The 18,588-nt window shown below is 44.4% G+C and carries 16 protein-coding genes; 10 read left to right on the top strand and 6 right to left on the bottom strand.

Annotated elements, in window-relative coordinates; translation table 11 throughout:
- Nucleotides 1-361 precede the first annotated feature (361 nt).
- The 6 genes from RID09_RS02725 (at nucleotide 362) to RID09_RS02700 (ending at nucleotide 5,819) form a co-directional block, all read left to right on the top strand.
- Entirely contained in the window at nucleotides 362-1,102 is a 741-nt protein-coding gene (locus tag RID09_RS02725) for a dienelactone hydrolase family protein (RefSeq protein WP_446334417.1), read from the top strand.
- A gap of 85 nt (nucleotides 1,103-1,187) precedes the next feature.
- On the top strand, nucleotides 1,188-2,087 hold the full coding sequence (locus tag RID09_RS02720) for a S1 RNA-binding domain-containing protein (RefSeq protein ID WP_446334416.1): 900 nt from the start codon (nucleotides 1,188-1,190) through the stop codon (nucleotides 2,085-2,087).
- Nucleotides 2,088-2,174: 87 nt separating this feature from the next.
- Nucleotides 2,175-2,882, top strand: coding sequence for an ROK family protein (locus RID09_RS02715; RefSeq protein WP_446334447.1), 708 nt, complete (start codon nucleotides 2,175-2,177; stop codon nucleotides 2,880-2,882).
- A gap of 284 nt (nucleotides 2,883-3,166) precedes the next feature.
- Nucleotides 3,167-3,763 carry a reverse transcriptase-like protein gene (locus RID09_RS02710; protein ID WP_446334415.1) on the top strand — a complete coding sequence of 199 codons (597 nt, stop codon included), beginning with the start codon at nucleotides 3,167-3,169 and terminating at the stop codon, nucleotides 3,761-3,763.
- A gap of 498 nt (nucleotides 3,764-4,261) precedes the next feature.
- Complete coding sequence (locus tag RID09_RS02705) at nucleotides 4,262-4,855, top strand: hypothetical protein (RefSeq protein ID WP_446334414.1); 594 nt, start codon at nucleotides 4,262-4,264, stop codon at nucleotides 4,853-4,855.
- A gap of 274 nt (nucleotides 4,856-5,129) precedes the next feature.
- Complete coding sequence (locus RID09_RS02700) at nucleotides 5,130-5,819, top strand: Bax inhibitor-1/YccA family protein (RefSeq protein WP_446334413.1); 690 nt, start codon at nucleotides 5,130-5,132, stop codon at nucleotides 5,817-5,819.
- Between the two features lie 76 nt (nucleotides 5,820-5,895).
- Here the strand turns inward: RID09_RS02700 and RID09_RS02695 are convergent, their stop codons facing one another.
- Complete coding sequence (locus RID09_RS02695; RefSeq protein ID WP_446334412.1) at nucleotides 5,896-6,573, bottom strand: lecithin retinol acyltransferase family protein; 678 nt, start codon at nucleotides 6,571-6,573, stop codon at nucleotides 5,896-5,898.
- Nucleotides 6,574-6,728: 155 nt separating this feature from the next.
- On the opposite strand from RID09_RS02695, the gene RID09_RS02690 reads away from it, so the two are divergent.
- The 4 genes from RID09_RS02690 to RID09_RS02675 all read left to right on the top strand — a co-directional run bounded on the left by RID09_RS02690 (nucleotide 6,729) and on the right by RID09_RS02675 (nucleotide 14,563).
- On the top strand, nucleotides 6,729-7,697 hold the full coding sequence (locus RID09_RS02690; protein WP_446334411.1) for a homogentisate phytyltransferase: 969 nt from the start codon (nucleotides 6,729-6,731) through the stop codon (nucleotides 7,695-7,697).
- A 53-nt stretch (nucleotides 7,698-7,750) separates the two neighbouring features.
- Nucleotides 7,751-8,512, top strand: a complete 762-nt coding sequence (locus RID09_RS02685; RefSeq protein WP_446334410.1) for a tetratricopeptide repeat protein — start codon at nucleotides 7,751-7,753, stop codon at nucleotides 8,510-8,512.
- Between the two features lie 71 nt (nucleotides 8,513-8,583).
- Nucleotides 8,584-12,516 (top strand): GAF domain-containing protein, encoded by a 3,933-nt coding sequence (locus RID09_RS02680; RefSeq protein ID WP_446334409.1) that lies wholly within the window; start codon nucleotides 8,584-8,586, stop codon nucleotides 12,514-12,516.
- Entirely contained in the window at nucleotides 12,509-14,563 is a 2,055-nt protein-coding gene (locus tag RID09_RS02675; protein WP_446334408.1) for a response regulator, read from the top strand. The genes RID09_RS02680 and RID09_RS02675 overlap by 8 nt, the downstream gene beginning before the upstream one ends.
- 178 nt (nucleotides 14,564-14,741) lie before the next feature.
- Here RID09_RS02675 and RID09_RS02670 read toward each other — a convergent pair whose 3' ends face one another.
- The 5 genes from RID09_RS02670 to RID09_RS02650 all read right to left on the bottom strand — a co-directional run bounded on the left by RID09_RS02670 (nucleotide 14,742) and on the right by RID09_RS02650 (nucleotide 18,331).
- A complete protein-coding gene (locus RID09_RS02670; RefSeq protein ID WP_446334407.1) occupies nucleotides 14,742-15,227 on the bottom strand; it encodes a hypothetical protein in 486 nt (161 codons plus the stop codon).
- The gene (locus RID09_RS02665; RefSeq protein ID WP_446334406.1) at nucleotides 15,224-16,360 is read right to left on the bottom strand and encodes an AAA family ATPase; all 1,137 of its coding nucleotides are present in this window, start codon (nucleotides 16,358-16,360) and stop codon (nucleotides 15,224-15,226) included. The genes RID09_RS02670 and RID09_RS02665 overlap by 4 nt, the downstream gene beginning before the upstream one ends.
- Before the next feature lie 159 nt (nucleotides 16,361-16,519).
- Nucleotides 16,520-17,254: a sterol desaturase family protein gene (locus RID09_RS02660; protein WP_446334405.1), complete on the bottom strand. Its 735-nt coding sequence runs from the start codon at nucleotides 17,252-17,254 to the stop codon at nucleotides 16,520-16,522.
- A gap of 223 nt (nucleotides 17,255-17,477) precedes the next feature.
- Nucleotides 17,478-17,696 (bottom strand): hypothetical protein, encoded by a 219-nt coding sequence (locus RID09_RS02655; protein ID WP_446334404.1) that lies wholly within the window; start codon nucleotides 17,694-17,696, stop codon nucleotides 17,478-17,480.
- A gap of 11 nt (nucleotides 17,697-17,707) precedes the next feature.
- Nucleotides 17,708-18,331 carry a DUF928 domain-containing protein gene (locus RID09_RS02650; protein WP_446334403.1) on the bottom strand — a complete coding sequence of 208 codons (624 nt, stop codon included), beginning with the start codon at nucleotides 18,329-18,331 and terminating at the stop codon, nucleotides 17,708-17,710.
- Nucleotides 18,332-18,588 lie beyond the last annotated feature (257 nt).

Here is an 18,588-nt window from a genome sequence, read left to right as displayed (position 1 = left end):
CAAAACTAAACCAACATGCCGTATTTTTACTTTTGTTCTTTCATTTAAGTTCAAGTCGAAGCCGCTTAACAATGGAGTTGGAGATTTAAAAAAATATTCAACCAACCACCCCCTTGACAATTCAAGCCCGATTCAGGTTTTCGCGAATCCTTCGAGTATCAGAATAATTAAAAGAGATAGATAATAAATTCTTGAAAAATAACAAGTAAACTAATATAATTATAACAATCCGTAAATAATTTGCTGAATGAGGGGGACGTGAGGGTTAAAATTAAGCAGAAGTTTGACCGTTGACCAGAAGGTCAAAAGCCATAGCAGCGAGGACTGCGATAGATAGACGAACACAGCGTAAACCTGAATTATGACGGCTAGAGAAATCAAAAGCGATTGGGTTAAGATTAAAAACGGCTCTCTACAAATTGACGCTTACTTAGCGATACCCGTGGGAGAGGAGTCTGTTGGGGGCGTGGTTGTGTTGCAGGAAATTTTTGGTGTGAATGACCATATCCGAGATGTGACCCAGCGGATCGCCCAGGAGGGATACGTCGCGATCGCACCCGCCCTCTATCAACGAGTTGCCCCCGGTTTTGAAACAGGATACACAGAAGCTGACCTGAAAATCGGCAAGGAGTATAAGGCGCAAACCCAGGCGGAGGAACTGCTGAGTGATATCCAAAGCGCGATCGACTATTTAAGAGGGCAAACACCTGTTAAATCCAATGCGATCGGCTGTATTGGCTTCTGTTTTGGGGGTCATGTCGCCTATCTATCAGCAACCTTGCCAGACATCAAAGCGACAGCCTCCTTCTATGGTGCAGGAATTGCCACGATGACGCCCGGAGGGAATGAACCAACGATTACCCGTACCCAGGATATTACGGGAACCATCCATCTATTCTTTGGCATGGATGATGCTAGCATCCCGGCTGAACAAGTCAACCAGATTGAAGCTGAACTCAAAAAGCACCAAATTTCCCACCAGATCTTTCGCTATGAAGGTGCTGATCATGGATTTTTCTGCGATCAACGTGCCAGCTATAACCCACAAGCGGCAAAAGATGCTTGGGAAAAAGTGAAGATGCTATTTCAGCAGGAACTGTAGTTATTCGTCATCGATTATTTGTCATCAATAACCCCAAATGACAAGTAAAAAATGACAAATCTATTTTCTTAAACAACTAATACTCATGACTTCAGAATCAACCCGTTCTCAAACCCGCAAAACTGCTTTTTCCATGGAAGATTTTGCCAAAGCCCTAGAAGAGTATGACTACGAATTTAGTCAAGGGCAGGTGGTGCGAGGTAAAGTGCATAGCTACGAGATGGATGGTGTTTATGTAGATATTGGCGGGAAATCCCTGGCTTATGTTCCAGGGCAAGAAGTGTCAGTGGCACCAGTAGAAGATTGGTCAGAGGTGCTACCGTTGCAGGAAGAGTTGGAGTTTCTGATTATTCGGGAACAGAATGCAGAAGGTCAGATAACTCTATCACGGCGTCAGTTGGAAATCAATAAGATTTGGGATCAACTGGCGCAAATCCAAGACAGTGGCAAGTCGCTACAGGTGCAGGTATCCGGTGTGAATAAAGGCGGTGTGACTGTGGATTGGCAGGGATTGCGAGGATTTATTCCGCGATCGCACCTGAATCAACGGGGGAACTTAGAGTCGCTGATTGGTCAAAGCTTAACCGCCAGCATCCTGGAAGCCGATCGCGATCGCAGCAAGTTAGTCTTTTCTCAACGAGAAGCCACTCGCGCTGAAAGCTTCTCTATGTTAGAGGTAGGACAGTTAGTGGATGGCACGGTTTCCAATATCAAACCCTTTGGTGTGTTTGTAGAATTGGACGGGATTACGGGCTTATTGCATATTAAGCAAGTTAGCCAAAACATGGTGGAATCGTTGACGAATATGTTTCAGGTGGGTCAATCCATTAAAGCAATCGTGATTGGCTTGGATGAAGGCACTAATCGTGTTTCTCTATCGACAAAAGTGTTAGAAAACTACCCCGGAGAAATGGTGCATAAAATGGCAGACGTGATGGAAAGTGCTGAGGCACGTTCAGAACGGGCGAGGGCAAAAATGATCTAGTCATGCATGTAGAGACGTTGCATGCAACGTCTCTACATATTTAGCCGTTTCCTATTTTTTTATCTGAAACAGGAGGATCAAAATCCGATGGCGAAAGCAGAGGAATCCAGCCGCACTCTTAGCGTGGATATTGGTGGAAGTGGGATTAAGGTGATCGTTTTAGATCCGGCGGGAAATCCGATCACTGAACGCCATCGAGTCACCACACCGCAACCCGCGACGCCGGATGCTGTCATTGATGCGATCGCACAATTAGCCGCCGCCCAAGGGGAATGCGATCGCGTATCTGTGGGCTTTCCTGGCGTGGTTATGGCTGGAGTCGTGAAAACGGCGGTGAATTTAGATCCAGCTTGGCAAGGATTTGATCTGGCGACTACCCTTTCTCAAACCTTGAAAAAGCCGGTGCGTGTGGCTAACGATGCAGATATGCAGGGATTAGCCACGGTTCAGGGTAAAGGGGTGGAACTAATGATTACCCTAGGGACAGGATTTGGTTCAGCCTTATTTGTGGATGGTAAACTCGTCCCCAATTTAGAAATGGCGCATCACCCCTTTCGCAAGGGAGACACCTACGAAGAACAGTTAGGGCGGGCGGCGTTAGAGAAGAAGGGAGAGAAGAAATGGAACAATCGTTTACAACGCGCGATCGCAACCCTAGAACATTTATTTAACTACGACTATCTTTATATTGGTGGCGGAGAAGCGAAAAAAATCACCTTCGAGTTACCACCGAATGTAAAAATTGTCCCCAATATCAACGGATTATTAGGCGGAATTGCCTTGTGGCGGGATTAATTTTTCCTAATTGTTTACCCCTGTAGGGGCGGGTTTATGGACTTTCATTACGCTATTGATAATAACGTTGCTTCAAAACCAGCCCTTTTTCAATTGTCGTGACGTAACACAGGTTTGTAGTATTGATAAAGGTAGGTTGGATTGAACGAAGTGAAACCCAACAAAGATTACTGAGTTAGGTGTTAGGTTAATCTACCCTTCGGGTTCTCCTCCGGAGTGCGAGAAGTCTGCGCCTACGTTTACCAACCCAACCGACGAGGCTAAAACTGACTAAATAACCATTCATGAATACTGAGGAATTAAAAGCGGAGGAACAATTTGTCACTCCTCAAGAACGAACAGGCATCAAATTACTTGCATTATTTGAACCGGAAATTTGGGTGGTTGTAGATGGGAGTTATCTACAGTCACACAATAGTGCTGGGGCTGGAGTGGTTATCCTGAAACGCCTCTCTCAACCGGAGGAACAATCTGAGGCAAATTTTTCCATTGATTGGCAACACTATAGCTATCCGCTGGAAAATTGTAGTAATTCAACCGATGCTGAAATTTTAGCCGCCATCAAAGGTTTAGAACTCGTCGCATCAGTGGCTGGACAAAAACGAATTCATTTAATTAGTGATCACTACACCGTTAGCACTCTTCCCACCCAGCTTTTAGTCATCGAGCTAGGACTCAAAAATGCCAAACGTTACACTAAAGAGATGGAAAAGTCTCCCTTACGAGAATTAGCCGATCTTTACTTACAATTGCAACCCTGTCAAATCCTATCTCTACAAGACATACAAACCGAAAGATTTAATCTAGTGTTACTTGGGTGCCATCAAGCCACTCACAAGTTAGCCGCTCAAGCAGCGATGAGCATTGCCAGTAATAGCTGATATAATTGTCTTGTTTGTCTTCCATTTTGACGCTTCCTTGCAAAATTTAATCTCAACATTCTCCAATTGTAGTTGTCGGGTAGGCATTCCTGAATCACATTCCCAACGACTACCTCAACGTAGCTTCAGCCATGCCCACCAATAAAGTTTTGTAACAAAGCCTTGACTCCGGATCAGAAATCCCTCAATCTGCTAAGATAATCCAAATTAAACTTAAAACTCTTAGCGCCACTCAAAGCTGTTCGCGCAGCTCTGAGCAGCTAACCCCCAAACTGCAGGAGCCAGTCTGGAAGCTAGAAGAAATATTAACACTCCTCTAGCCACTCCGACTTCTTAAGGCAACTTATACGGGGTGGCTAAGACTTTGGGTCAATTGATTTAGGGTTGAGGATTTGAGCGTTTTCCTGGCAAAACAGCCGATATCGCCACAAATCCAACATCAACCTTCCTAAATCAAGCCAACGCTACCGCTCATACCCAAATCAGGAGTGATTCACCATGTCTGAGAACTTAATCACCGCTGGAATTGTTGATCCTCGCCAATTTTCTCTGGACGAAATACGCCACCAAGTCGCTACATTTCTTAACATTCCCCTTCAGCAAATCGATCGCGTCGAATGCTGGCACCACCAAATCTGGGTTAAGCTAGTTGAATCCCGTGCCATCTTTGTCAGTTATCGCAACTTGCCCCTTTGGATTGACGCAGGATTGGCAGCGATTGGGCGCTGTACCTCTCGTTCCCAGCTTGATGAATTAGGCGAAATCTTCCGTAGGGAACGCGACTGGTATGATCAGCATGACCAACCGGAAGCGGTGCAACCGTGGCGTCAGGCTTGGGCAAAACAAGCTGAATACCTGAGAAACGAGGAAGAACGCCTGAAACCCATTCGCGCCCATCAGGAAGCCGGAAGGGATTGGTATGGGGCTTGGGAACGAGTACTGTACTGTTGCCGAGATTTTAGCCGACTCCAAGGATTAGCCTCGGAAATTAATCAACAAAGTCAGGACTTTCGGGATTTACCTGAGATAATACAAAAGATGCAGCAATTGTGGCATCAGCGCTGGCAAGAACTATCGAGTGCGATCGCGTAAACGTTGAGGAAAGGGCGACTCGATCATCTGTAGGGGCGGGTTTTACCGATAACATGCCTTCAAAAACTGGTAACTTATATAAACCCGCCCTGTTTCTGGAGTTGTTAATTAATGCAAGCAGTTCGCCCCTACACGAGTTATTTATCCTAGGAGAGGATGTCTATAGACTCACCGAGCTCAGGGGATATGCAAAACTGATTTTTTCAAGTACTAGAATAGTATTTATAAATCAGCTTTGAGACCAAGAGAACTTACCCAAGTAAGGAGGAAATCTATGGTTACAGTTGCACAAGCACCCCCCAGTGAACGCGCTCAATTTATTCAGAAAACCTACATGCATCTGGCTGGGGCGGTGGGAGCGTTTATTGCTTTAGAGTTTATACTCTTTCAAACTGGCATAGCCGCCGTATTAACCCAGTTTGTCACGGCAAGTCGGTTTAGCTGGCTAGCGATTCTGGCAGGTTTTGCGGTACTCGGTTGGTTCTCCAGGGAGTTAGCTGCTAAGGCGGATTCGGTCAAAACTCAGTATGCTGGACTGGGGATTTACGTTGTTGCGGAAGCCCTAATTTTTGCCCCGATTCTGTACATTGCGGCTTATTTCTCAGATCCCACTGTTATCCCAACGGCGGGAATACTCACCCTTCTCATGTTTGCTGGTTTAACCGCCGTTGCTTTTACCACAGGCAAAGACTTTACTTTTCTGGGTGGTATCTTAAAAGTTGGCGGATTAGTAGCCTTGGGACTAATCATCTGTAGCGTGATTTTTGGTTTCACCTTGGGCTTATTCTTTTCCGTGGTTATGGTTGCTTTTGCTTCCGCCGCGATTCTCTACGATACCTCTAAGGTGATGCATCATTACTCACCCCATCACTATGTTGCGGCTTCACTAGAATTATTTGCGTCAGTCGCATTACTATTCTGGTATTTGCTGCGGATTGTGATGGCGCTATCGTCTCGTCGCTAAACCTGTTCTATCGTATTTCCAATTCAATGGGTGTCATAGTCTTAGTTGATAGCTCTTTGTAAACTTAAGACAAAATCTATTTCACATTCAGCCGATTACGGATCAGTGTTTCCGTCATCTGAGCAAGCTGATCTAACTTCTCTTTATTCTCCTGCGCCCGTTTCTCATAGTCTTTTTTCCGGATAATTGCCGCCCGCGCTAAGTCTTCCCGGTTTTGTTTCAGTGCTTGAATGGCGACTTTCTGCCAAGCGCTTATCTCACGAACATCTTGGTTGTACTGCGGTTGCAGAGTATTCCAAACTCCTTTAATTTCAGCTAACGCTTGAGTCAATAACCGAGTAGCTTTGTCAGGATCTTTCTCTTCCAGCGCTCGTTTAATCGGTTCGTATAAGTTCTCAGTATTCATCTGAGTAATAATGGGAATAAAATTTTGAATTTGCGGACTTTTACTCACGCCAGTTTTACACCAGATGGCAAAGTGTTCGCAGTTGTTGTATAGCAGATTATACTTCCGTTCACCTAAACGACTCTCAGCGCGGCGAACAACTACATCAGGAATAAAATGAGTGGGATACTGTTTTACATAGATTTTTCCACCTCTAGCAAATGTAGGTAAAGAAGTACGTTCAATGGTTTCACTGGGTTTGCGATAATGGATAACCGTACCGTCGCCGCAGTCAATTCCATAATGTTTGTAGACGCCTTGCAGGTTGAGAAATTCTCGATAAGCGTAAATTAGATCGCCTCGTGCCATACTTGCCTTGGGTAGAAGGGTAGAAGTGCCAGCTTAGTTGCTAATAATACTAATAAATATAAACAAGCTGGATAAAAGACGCGATCGCACAAAAAATATAGAACGAAGCCAGCGAAGAGAGTAAAATCGAACGGGAAAGCCTATTACACTCCAGAATGAGCCAAATTTCTCCATCAACCTTGACCTCTTCCCCTCTCAACCCGCTTAAGCAACCCGCAGACTGGTTTTATGCCTTGTGGAAGTTTTCGCGTCCTCACACGATCATCGGTACTACTCTAAGTGTATTGGCATTATATGTCATTGCCTTAGCGATTACCGACGGTGCGATCGCACCCTCCAATTTAGCTCAACTCTTGGGTACCTGGATATCCTGCTGCTGCGGTAATATCTACATCGTGGGACTCAATCAACTCGAAGATGTGGAGATTGACCAAATTAATAAACCTCATCTTCCCATCGCAGCGGGGGAGTTTTCCAGAGGACAAGCTAAGCTGATTATTGCCGTAACTGGACTCTTTGCGCTGCTGTTAGGCGGGTTACTTGGCGGGTGGTTATTTCTCATGGTTAGCGTCAGTTTAGCCATTGGTACGGCGTATTCCTTACCACCCATCCGGTTGAAGCGGTTTCCCTTTTGGGCTGCACTTTGTATCTTCTCGGTGCGGGGTGCTGTGGTCAATTTAGGACTATTCTTGCATTTTAGCTGGGTGTGGCAACAAGGTGAAGCGATGACACCAACGCCTGCGGTGTGGGGACTGACGTTATTTGTTTTGGTGTTTACCGTTGCGATCGCGATTTTCAAAGATGTCCCGGATATTGATGGAGACAAGCTATATAATATCACCACGTTCACGATTCGACTGGGTAAGCCAGCGGTGTTTAATATCACCCGATGGATTATCACCCTCTGCTATTTGGGTATGATTCTCGGTGGAGTGCTACTGTTTGACGTGGTTAACCCGGTTATTTTGGGGATAACACACCTGGCGGCGTTACTTCTCGTCTGGTGGCGTAGTCAGGATGTAGATTTGCAGGATAAACTCGCGATCGCGAGTTTTTATCAATTTATCTGGAAACTCTTCTTTTTAGAATATCTGATGTTTCCCGCCGCTTTTTTGTTAGCCTGAAACACTGATTGCTGATTACAATCTGTGTAATCTGTGTTTGAGAAATGTACCCGATGGGAATTGTTCAGAATTCAAGTTGGATAGCGGCTATAGTCGTCAGTGTCGGTTTATTCACTGTTATTTTTTTGATTGGTAAGACAATTGCGATCGCGTCGCTGTTCCAAAAGGGTATCGCCTTTTACCAGCAAAAGGATTACCCAGAAGCGGAAACGGTGTTTCGTCAAGTTATCCAGAAACAACGCAGTAACGACATGGTGCGCTTACTGCTCGGTAATACACTCCTGGCACAAAATAAATGGGATGAAGCGGTAGCTGTATTCCGGGATCTAATCGCGCGATCGCCGAAAACTGTGGATGGGTATATTAAGTTAGCTCAAGCGCTAATTGAACAAAGAAAACCGGATGAAGCCATGCATGTTGTTCAGGAGTTGCTCCAGCGCCATCCTAAGAATACAGACATTCCTTTTAGTGTCGGTTTAATGCTAGCAAAAGTTAATCGACTGGAAATTCTAATTGAGTCGTATCAGACGTTGAGCCAGCAGCATCCTGAAAAGCCTATATTACATTTGAACCTAGCCAATAGCTGGATGATTCAAGAAAACTGGGAAGCTGCTATAGGTGAATATCGCGAAGCTATTCGCCTTAATATTAAAAAGCCTCAAGCGTATTGGTATTTAGGGGATGCATTGAGGCAACAGGGTCAATTGGATGAAGCACTCAGCGTCTGGCGAGAGGCAATTAGCCGTTATCCTAATGATCGGGATGCTCAGTTAAGAATTCGACAAGCACTTAAAGAACAAGGTAAATTTGGATAAAAAGGTGTTTTTCAAAAAGTCGGGGCGGGTTGCATGATTAAATTCTGTAAATATTCCTCAAACCCTTACAAATGACAAATGACGAAGCCGAATTAACCTATCTGCGATCGCGTGTGGCGCAATTGGAAGCGATGAGAATGCCAGAACCGACTCAAGTTGCCCAACAGAAGGCGCTGTTGGCGGTGGTGACTAAAATTCGGGAATCTTTGGATTTGGAGAGTATCTTTAAATCAACCGCCACAGAAGTGCGTCAACTGCTGAATGCAGATCGGGTGGGGATGTTTCGCTTTGATCCAGAGTCTGACTGTCGCTGTGGGGAAATTGTCTCCGAAGATGTTGTATCACCCTATACATCAGCCATCGCCACCAAAGTAGAGGATGACTGTTTTGGAGAAAGACATGCTACCCATTATCAGCAAGGGCGGATTTGGGCGGCTGAAGATATTTATGCCCTGAATTTACCCGATTGTCACATTGCTATTCTCTCACGTTTTCAAGTTCGAGCCAACCTAGTTGTGCCGTTACTCAAGGGGAATCAGCTTTGGGGGTTGCTGTGTATTCACCAATGTTCGCGCCCACGCCAATGGCGCAGTGACGAAATAGAGTTTGTCCATCAAATTGCCATTCATTTAGGCGTGGCGTTGCAGCAAGCGGAGTTTGTGGCTCAATTGCGGATGCAGTCGGAATTATTGACGAAAGCTGTGGCTCAAGCTGTAGAACGAGAAAAAGCAGTTGCGGCTATTATCGATAAGATTCGGCGATCGCTCGATATTAATACTATATTCCAGACCACAACCCAGGAAGCGCGACACTTACTCAATGTTGATCGGGTGGCAATCTATCGGTTTAATCCCGATTGGAGTGGTGAATTTGTGGTTGAATCCGTGGCTGGGGGCTGGAAATCCTTAGTCCAAGAGCAATGTCAAGACCCACATTTATGCCAAAATATTAGTAATTGTAGTATTAAGTCCTTTGCCAATCCTCAAATTATTGATACCTATTTACAGCAAACTGAAGGCGGTGACTTTATCAAAGGTGAAGTTTTCCGAGTTTGTCGTGATATTTACACAGCCGGGTTTTCAGATTGCTATATTCAAAGTTTAGAACGCTATCAGGTAAGAGCATACACGATTATTGCAATTTACAAAGGCAAAACCCTCTGGGGACTTTTAGCCGCTTTTCAAAATTCAGCACCGCGATCATGGCAGGAGACGGATATTAATTTTCTCGTGCAAATTGGTGCTCAATTAGGGGTAGCCATTCAACAAGCTGAACTCCTCGGAAAAGCTCAACGGCGATCGGCAGAACTGCAAACCACACTGGAGGCGCAATTACAACAACGGGCAGATGAATTAGCCCAGGAAGCAGAACGGGAACGGGCGTTAGCTCAGGTGATTGATAAAATTCGCCAAACTTTAGATTTAGATACGATTTTCCAAACGGCGGCAACAGAAGTCCGTCAATTGTTGGATGTTGAACGAATTGCTATTTATAAATTCCGCGAGAATTATTTCGGTGATTTTATTTTTGAATCGGAAGCAGGAGACTTACCAAAACTGGTGGGTAGTGCGTGGGAAGATCCCTATTTAAGCGAACAAAAAGGGGGTCAGTTACGGGATAACGAACCTTGTATTGCTGATGATATCTATAGAGCTAATTTAAGTGATTGCCATATCGAAGCTTTGGTATCTTTTGGGATTAAATCCTTTGCTGTCGTGGCTTTGTTTAAAGGGGAAAAACTTTGGGGACTACTGAGTGCTTTTCAACATAGTCAATCCCGCTATTGGCAGGAACGAGAAGTTAAGTTACTCATGCAAGTGGCAGCCCAATTAGGGGTAGCACTGCAACAGTCAGAATATTTAGAATTATTGCAAGCTCAAGCTGTCCAGCAAGCCAAGGCTGCTGAACAGGCGCGGGCATTAGCACGGGTGATTGAAAGCATTCGTCAAACGTTAGATATTGATCAGATTTTTAGTACGACTACCCAAGAAGTACGGCAAATTCTTAACTGCGATCGCGTCGTAGTGTATCGATTTAATCCCGACTGGAGTGGGGATTTTGTCTCCGAATCGGTGGCATTAGGTTGGTCTCCCTTAGTCAGTTCTGATCTGACAACGGTATGGTCAGATACCTGTTTACAAAAAACTCAGGGCGGTCGATTTCGGAATCATGAAAACGTTGTCGTTAATGATATTTACCCAATAATTTACTCGACATGTCATGTCAAATTGTTGGAGGTTTTTCATATCAAAGCCTACTGTTTAATCCCCGTTTTTGTCGGGGATAAACTGTGGGGATTACTGGGTGCATATCAAAACTCCAGTCCCCGTCACTGGGACGCCGCAGAAATTAGTTTACTGACACAGGTCAGTAATCAGTTAGGTGTGGCGCTGCAACAAGCCGCCCTCATGGCTCAACTCAAAGATGCGAAGGAAGCGGCTGATGCGGCTAACCGTGCCAAAAGCGAGTTTCTGGCGAATATGAGTCATGAACTACGGACTCCCCTGAATGCGATTCTTGGTTTTGCCCAAGTTATGACCCGCGACTCTACTTTAACTCCAACTCAACAGGAATATCTAGGAATTATTGCTCGCAGTGGTGAACATTTGCTCACGCTGCTCAATGATGTATTAGAAATGTCTAAAATAGAAGCAGGTCGGATTACGCTGAATGAAACAAGTTTTGATCTCTATCGTTTACTCAAAAGTTTAGAAGAAATGCTCCAGCTAAAAGCCGCATCAAAGGGCTTAGAGCTAATCTTTAATTGTGATCCAGATGTTCCTCAATACGTGCGGACTGATGAGAGCAAGTTACGTCAGGTTTTAATTAATTTATTGGGAAATGCGATTAAATTTACAGGGGAAGGGAGTGTCACCTTGCATGTAGAGACGTGCCATGGTATGTCTCGCCATGGTATGTCTCGCCATGGCACGTCTGTAAACCAATGTGTAGGGGCGGGTTTTACCGATAACGTTACCCAAGAAACCGATAACTTGACTAAACCCGCCCTGCTTGGGGAACGGAATATAAATCCCCAATCTCCAATCCCCAATCCCCAATCCCTAATCACCTTTGAAGTCGAAGACACCGGTCCAGGAATTGCCCCAGCAGAACTTGATACCTTGTTTGAAGCCTTTATCCAAACGGAAACCGGTCGCAAATCTCAAGAAGGTACAGGATTAGGTTTACCCATCAGCCAGAAATTTGTACAACTGATGGGAGGAACCATCGCCGTCAGCAGTATTTTAAGTCAGGGAACAACGTTTCAGTTTACGATTAAGATTAATCCTGCCCAAGCGGCTGACATTGAGATTCAACAGTCTAAACGGGTGATTAGTTTAGCCCCAAATCAACCGAGCTATCGGATTCTGATTGCTGATGATAAATGGGAAAGTCGGGTTCTGCTGGTTAATTTAATCGCACCGATGGGTTTTGAGGTGCAGGAAGCAGAAAATGGATGGCAAGCCGTTGAACGTTGGCAGAGTTGGGAACCTCACCTGATTTGGATGGATATGCGGATGCCTGTGATGGATGGTTATGAAGCCACTCGTCGAATTCGACAATCGTTGCAGGGTCAAGCAACGGTAATTATAGCCTTGACTGCCAGTGTTTTCGATAAGCAGCGCTCGGTTGTCTTGTCAGCCGGCTGCGACGATTTTGTGAGCAAGCCGTTTCGGGAAGAGGTTATCTTTGAAAAAATGGCGCAACATTTAGGGGTGCGTTATTTGTATGCTCAAGCTGAACCTGCCTCTGTCATATCGCCGGATACGTCGCCAGTAACCTTGCAGGGAACTGCCTTACAAGAGGCATTGGCACGAATGCCAACTGAATGGCTGGCACAACTGCACAAAGCCGCACTCAGCGCTAGAGAGAAAGTGATGATTCAGCTTATTGCCCAAATTCCTGAGGAGCAACTATCTCTGGCTCAAACCTTGAGTCAATGGGTGAACACCCTTTCTTTTGATCGCATAGTGGATTTAACACACGCCCTAATTCATGAGTGAACGTCAATCTCAAGCCATCAAGGGAGACATATTAATTGTCGATGATATCCCTGATAATTTACGCATTTTGTTTACCATGCTGACGAACCAGGGCTATGAAGTTCGTCGGGTGATTAATGGGAAACAGGCACTTAATGCGGTTAATACTGATCCGCCGGATTTGATTTTGCTGGATATTAAAATGCCGGAAATGGATGGGTATGAAGTTTGTCAACACTTGAAAGCCTGCGAAAAAAGTGCCGAAATTCCGATAATTTTCTTGAGCGCCCTTGATGAAGTCTGGGATAAAGTGAAAGCCTTTGAAGTGGGTGGCGTAGACTATATTACCAAGCCCTTTCAACTCGAAGAAGTGATCGCACGGGTTAAAACTCAACTGAGTTTACGCCATATCCAACAGCAACTGCAAGTTCAAAATGCCACACTAGCAGAGGCAAAAGAAGCCGCAGAAGCCGCTAACCGGGCTAAAAGTGAATTCCTGGCAACCATGAGCCATGAAATCCGCACCCCTCTGAATGCGGTGATTGGGTTAACGGGAATTTTGGAGAATACGAAGCTGGATAACCACCAACGGGACTTAGTCGAAACGATTCGTCAAAGTGGTGAAACGCTGCTGACTACGATTAATGATGTGCTTGATTTTGCTAAGATTGAGTCGGGTAAACTAGAGCTTGAATTCAAACCCTTTAATCTGCGGGAATTTCTGGAAACCTCTGTTGATCTGTTTTCGCCAAAAGCAGTGCAAAAGGGATTGGAATTAACTTACTTTATTGACCCAGAAGTTCCCACTACTGTGATCGGAGATGTCACCCGCCTGCGCCAAATCCTCATCAATTTACTGAGTAATGCAATTAAATTTACAGATGTGGGGGAAGTTAGCGTTTTGGTGAAGGTTAAACAGGAATACGTCACTGATTCGACTCAAAACCAGGATAGCAATACCTCGCCGACTGTTTGTCTTTTGTTTTCGGTAAAAGACACGGGCATTGGTATTCCTCAAGACGGCTTTGACCGCTTGTTTCAACGCTTCAGTCAACTAGATTCTTCAACCACTCGTCAGTATGGTGGTACGGGACTGGGTTTAATTATTTCTAAACAATTAAGTGAAATGATGGGGGGGGGGATTTGGGTAGACAGCAGCTTCGGTGAGGGGTCTACTTTTTCCTTCTGTGTCGTCTTAAGGGTAGCCCAAAATGCGTCGGAAGAGAATTTAAGTACTACTCAACCACAGCTTAGGGGTAAACGAGTTTTAATTGTTGATGATAATCTGACAAATTGCCGAATTTTAACCCAGCAAACCGAATGTTGGGGTATGGTTGCCCGGAGTACTCAATCCGGTGATGAAGCCCTAGCTTGGCTCAATCAAGAAGAAGCTTTTGATGTGGCAATTATTGATCGACAAATGCCAGAGATGAATGGACTAACTTTAGGGCTGCAAATCCATAACCAATCCCTTTGTCAAGAATTGCCTTTGGTGTTACTAACCGCTGTGGGAAACTTGACAACAAAAACCTCTTTGATTGAGCGGCATTTTGCTGCCTGTCTCCCTAAACCGATTAAAGTTGGACAATTTTATAACGTTCTGACTCAAGTTTTGGTAAAACAGGCGGCTTCTATTGAGTCTCAATCGGCTTCACCACAATCTGAAGATTTGCCTCTTGCCCAACAGTTACCGTTACGAATTCTTTTGGCTGAAGATAATATAGTCAATCAAAAAGTAGAATTGTTACTGTTAAAACGTTTAGGTTATCAAGCCGATTTGGTTACTAATGGTCAGGAAGTTCTTGACGCCATCTCCCGTCAATCTTACGATGTAATATTGATGGATGTACAAATGCCAGAAATGGATGGCTTAACCGCGACCCGTTACATCTGCCAAAACTACTCCCAGCGTCCTTGGATTGTTGCGCTGACAGCTAATGCGATGCAGGAAGACCGAGAAACTTGTTTAGAGGCGGGGATGGATGATTATATTAGTAAACCGATTCGCCAAGCTGATTTGATTCGGGTCTTTAAAACTATTCCTTTGCGCCAAGCGCCAACACCTTAATCCGAAATACGAATGGCACTGAAAATTTGCATTTTTAGATTGCCTAAATCTTTGATATACCCTACTGACGTGCCATAGTGTCAAGTTAAATTAGAGGAGAGGGCGACCCGACCGTCTGTAGGGGCGGGTTTTACGGATAACTTGTCAGCCAAAACTGGTAACTTAGGGTCAAACGCTTTTAATTAAACAGAAATGGTTTAACAGATACAATCATCCGCTCTAACTCAGTTTTGTTATGTTTGAGAAGCTCATGTTCCCACAACTCATTCGTCTTATCCGAACAGTCTTGTGCCAGAACGTCTCCAATTTCCTCAAAACTCTTGTTGATGTCTCGCTTTAAATTCTCAGGTTCAGATTGCACTCCCAGAATAAATACTCTTTCTTTTAGAACATCTGGAATCTGACTCTCTACATAACTTAACCGATTTTCACGGTTATCAAAGTCAATGAGTAAAACCATCATTCTTTGTGATAATTTTCGCATTGTAGGCGCATAATCGTTCGTGAATTGCTCCACAGTTCTTTGCCACCCACCAGCAGGCGGCAGGACTTGAATAGCACGGTTATTAAGGTTTGGAGATTGAATAAATCCGTTGGCAATCTGGCGATTCGCATCGTCTTCAGGTAATACAAGAATGTGAGGTTTATACTGATTTGGACTCATAGCTCTATATCGCCACAAATCAAGGTATTTATCAGATCACCTGTCACGTCACCTGTCACGCGCATATCACGGAGCAATCTGATCAAAGTTGGTTCCAAGTGGCTTTTTCGATCGAGTACAAAAGTATTTTCATCTGAAAACTTTCGGATGGCTTCCTCATTGTGTGATGTCAATAAAATTTGTCCCTTCTGCTTAAATGAGCGTCGCAATGATATGACAAAATGACCAACTTCTGATAATGATAGATAGTTTTCAGGTTCATCCCAGAAGCAAAAAAGTGGTCCATAAAATTCGTTGGCAGCTAAGACCACAGCACAAATAAAAAAGCATTTTTCGCCGTCAGATAAGTCTTTAAAGTCAACATTCAGATTTGCACTATTTGCTTCAAACCGAACAATCATGCTTTTGGAGTCTTTGCCAATTAATTCATTCAGAAAATCCTGAATGTCTGGCATAACGTCTCGGAGATACCTATCAACCCGTGTGTAGGCAGCAGGATAGCGACTGAGTAATCCAGAAACCCACTCTCCAAAGTTTGAACCATCTCGCCTTGGCTCCAAGGTGTCGCCCTTGGAATCTCCTGTCATCAAGCTTGGGATTGGGGCTAAGATGATCATGTGAGCCAGCCAAGTCTTGAAAATATGAAGTGGGTCAGTCTCAGATTGCTCCTGAATTACGGGAAGAGCAACAAGATGCCAATCTAACCGAAACTGAGCCTCACGATTTTGCAAGCTGCTGTAAAGAATGACTTGGGCTTCTTTTCGAGAGTAAATTGGCTCTCCTGAAACTAGCAATTGCTCTTCAGAAACTCGCAGTTCTCTAAATTTTTCTGGCAACTCCAATGCCAGGACATATTTGTACAATTTATTGTCAAGGAATACTTCTATTTCAAAGCGAATCGGAACATCAGATCTTCCCCGAGCGAAATCTTTTGGGCTAATAAGGTTTAATTCTTCAAGGTCTCGCATTCTATTAATACCTTGACTAATTTTCTGAAGTCCCTCTAATGCATCGGCAATAGTTGATTTACCTGAACCATTTTTTCCAACCAACAGAACAGATGGCATTTCTTTTATAGTTAGTTCAAAGTTTTCTAGGCATCTGAAGTTGTGTACATATAGTCTTTGCAGCATAACCCAATGATTCTCAGCAGTTTAAATTGAAATAACTTGTGATGGAATGCACTCATTGTCAACGATATTGATTAACCCACATTCCGCTCTTTAAAACTATCCCTTCGCGCCAAGCACCAACACCTTAATTAGGAGGTGTCGGCTAAACATCCAAGGCAGTTAAGTACCGAGCAGCTTGTCCCAGAACGTGAAGTACAATCCGTAGTGTACAGTGTACTGGCGATGATGTATCGAATGATAAGTTGCCCCGATAAACCACTTTCCCAGCCAGTGGTGAGGAAATGATGAGGGAAATAGCTCGAATCCCAAATGAGATACCACTGCCCATACGGTCATCGTTATCAGTGCAGTAGCCAAGGTGATAAAATGGAGGGGAACGATAAAGATTATCGCTACAAAGAAGAGTGATTGTATAATTGCTTCTGGTAGGTCAAATGCGAAGGAACTCCATGGTGTTGGCTCTCCCGAACGGTGGTGTCCAGAATGCATCCATTTAAAAAGCAAAGGGTGGTGAAAGAGGCGATGGATAAAGTAAAAGTACGTATCTTGGAGGAGAAGCACCGCAACAAAGCTAACTCCTATATACCACAGTCCATATTCATCTGGGTTAGTGTAAAGGAGCGTTACTCCCAAACCGTACTCTGATATAATTAGCGCTGCACAAAAGGCAAAAATCACTGCCGAGAGAACTGATAATTTGATATCATTTCTAATCGAAGCGCTCATCAGAGGCTTCAGACGCAAACTCTGTGTAGCGAGGAACTTCTCCAGAACGACATAAAAGAGCCAGTAGGCTCCCCCAGCGATAATAAAGTATCGGGCAAGAGTGACTCCAAAAAATACCAAGTAATAATACCCAAATGAGTGGTTTGTCAACTCCTTTGCAAAGTTCAAGTTTCCTCCTTTTTAGTTTTAAATTCGGCTTTAGCTAATTAAATCTCCTTCAGAGACTTTCTGCAAAGAGGTATAGGCTGAATAAAACTATTGCTATTTACGTTATGATCAATGACTTACTTATGGTCTCACAGATAACTAATTAATAAAAAATGCCCAAAGATAGATTTTGGGTCTTCTTCATCCCACGTCGATGAAGAGGGCGCAGGTCGCGTCATCCGTGTCAACTTAAGCCACAACCCTTGCCAATTATCGTTTCGAGCAGTTCGATACAAACTGGGGCGTATTGCTTGCTCCCTAAGCTATTACAGGAGAAAGAGCATTCCCCAGCTTCCCCAGCTCCCCCAGCTTCCCCAGCTCCCCCAGCTCCCCCTGCTCCCCCAGCTCCCCCTGCTCCCCCTGCTCCCCCAGCTCCCCCTGCTCCCGCGAACGGTGGTGACATCAAGCGGCGCTCTACTGAATAGTTTCCTCTCCATAAAAAGCCGCTCTATCCACAGGAGACCATGGCTGAAGCTTGCTGAGTAAGGCGGGGTCAGGTTGAATGCGCTGAATTTTCCCTTCTACTTTAGGACTATCAGGTCTCAGGGATTGTCCGCAAATTAGCAAAAACGACCACTGATACGTCTTGCCAATTTCCAGGGTTGGTGCATCAAGGGGCAGTTTAAAGCTGACTAAACCTCTGTGCTTAGGAAGTGATACGGTTTTTTTGTAGAAATAATCTTCTGTTTCATCCTTGAGAATAAATACAGCGTCTTGAGCCACTGTTGGTGGGATGTAAACAAAAAATGTGGGACGTTCCGCCACCGTAAATCCGTGATTTGTCGCTAACTCAAAGGGCGTAACTGATGTTCCCAGATTACTTATGTCATTGGGACATACACCACCATCTCGTGAGGCTCCCCCGGCTGAATCTCTGGGGGTTCCTTGCCTTTGAGGAATAAAGGTCACACTGGCTGTGTGAGACAGGGGTATGGTTTGAGCATGTAATGGTACTGGTAAATTACCAACCAGTAGAAGCTTCAGGAAAAGACTGACTGAAACGAGTGCAAGAGGTTGAGGTGTATATTTCCAAGCCATGATAAAAAACCCTCGTGAAGAAGAATGAGCTGTAGTGCATCACAGGGATTTTAAGCGGCATCCCATCAAAGACAGACAAATAAGACCGATATTATACTAAACTCATTACAATTTGTCTATTTGTTTTTGAGCATACCAATTCCCTAGTAGAGCAACTGAAGGATTAGAGAGTACCTACCACCCTGGATGTGTCACCCCTTATAACAGTTAGTTTTTATTTTGGAGTGTGGGGTCACACCCCTCATGAGTTTTTAATA

Origin of the sequence: Coleofasciculus sp. G1-WW12-02, assembly GCF_040219735.1 — a bacterium.
Classification (GTDB): Bacteria; Cyanobacteriota; Cyanobacteriia; order Cyanobacteriales; family Coleofasciculaceae; genus Coleofasciculus.
This window is presented reverse-complemented; position numbering and strand designations above follow the sequence as displayed.

Bases quoted from the DNA above. Each gene is read 5' to 3' on its own strand.
- RID09_RS02725 (WP_446334417.1), top strand. From the start codon at position 362: ATGACGGCTAGAGAAATCAAAAGCGATTGGGTTAAGATTAAAAACGGC.
- RID09_RS02720 (WP_446334416.1), top strand. From the start codon at position 1,188: ATGACTTCAGAATCAACCCGTTCTCAAACCCGCAAAACTGCTTTTTCC.
- RID09_RS02715 (WP_446334447.1), top strand. From the start codon at position 2,175: ATGGCGAAAGCAGAGGAATCCAGCCGCACTCTTAGCGTGGATATTGGT.
- RID09_RS02710 (WP_446334415.1), top strand. From the start codon at position 3,167: ATGAATACTGAGGAATTAAAAGCGGAGGAACAATTTGTCACTCCTCAA.
- RID09_RS02705 (WP_446334414.1), top strand. From the start codon at position 4,262: ATGTCTGAGAACTTAATCACCGCTGGAATTGTTGATCCTCGCCAATTT.
- RID09_RS02700 (WP_446334413.1), top strand. From the start codon at position 5,130: ATGGTTACAGTTGCACAAGCACCCCCCAGTGAACGCGCTCAATTTATT.
- RID09_RS02695 (WP_446334412.1), bottom strand. From the start codon at position 6,573: ATGGCACGAGGCGATCTAATTTACGCTTATCGAGAATTTCTCAACCTG.
- RID09_RS02690 (WP_446334411.1), top strand. From the start codon at position 6,729: ATGAGCCAAATTTCTCCATCAACCTTGACCTCTTCCCCTCTCAACCCG.
- RID09_RS02685 (WP_446334410.1), top strand. From the start codon at position 7,751: ATGGGAATTGTTCAGAATTCAAGTTGGATAGCGGCTATAGTCGTCAGT.
- RID09_RS02680 (WP_446334409.1), top strand. From the start codon at position 8,584: ATGACAAATGACGAAGCCGAATTAACCTATCTGCGATCGCGTGTGGCG.
- RID09_RS02675 (WP_446334408.1), top strand. From the start codon at position 12,509: ATGAGTGAACGTCAATCTCAAGCCATCAAGGGAGACATATTAATTGTC.
- RID09_RS02670 (WP_446334407.1), bottom strand. From the start codon at position 15,227: ATGAGTCCAAATCAGTATAAACCTCACATTCTTGTATTACCTGAAGAC.
- RID09_RS02665 (WP_446334406.1), bottom strand. From the start codon at position 16,360: ATGCTGCAAAGACTATATGTACACAACTTCAGATGCCTAGAAAACTTT.
- RID09_RS02655 (WP_446334404.1), bottom strand. From the start codon at position 17,696: ATGTCACCACCGTTCGCGGGAGCAGGGGGAGCTGGGGGAGCAGGGGGA.
- RID09_RS02650 (WP_446334403.1), bottom strand. From the start codon at position 18,331: ATGGCTTGGAAATATACACCTCAACCTCTTGCACTCGTTTCAGTCAGT.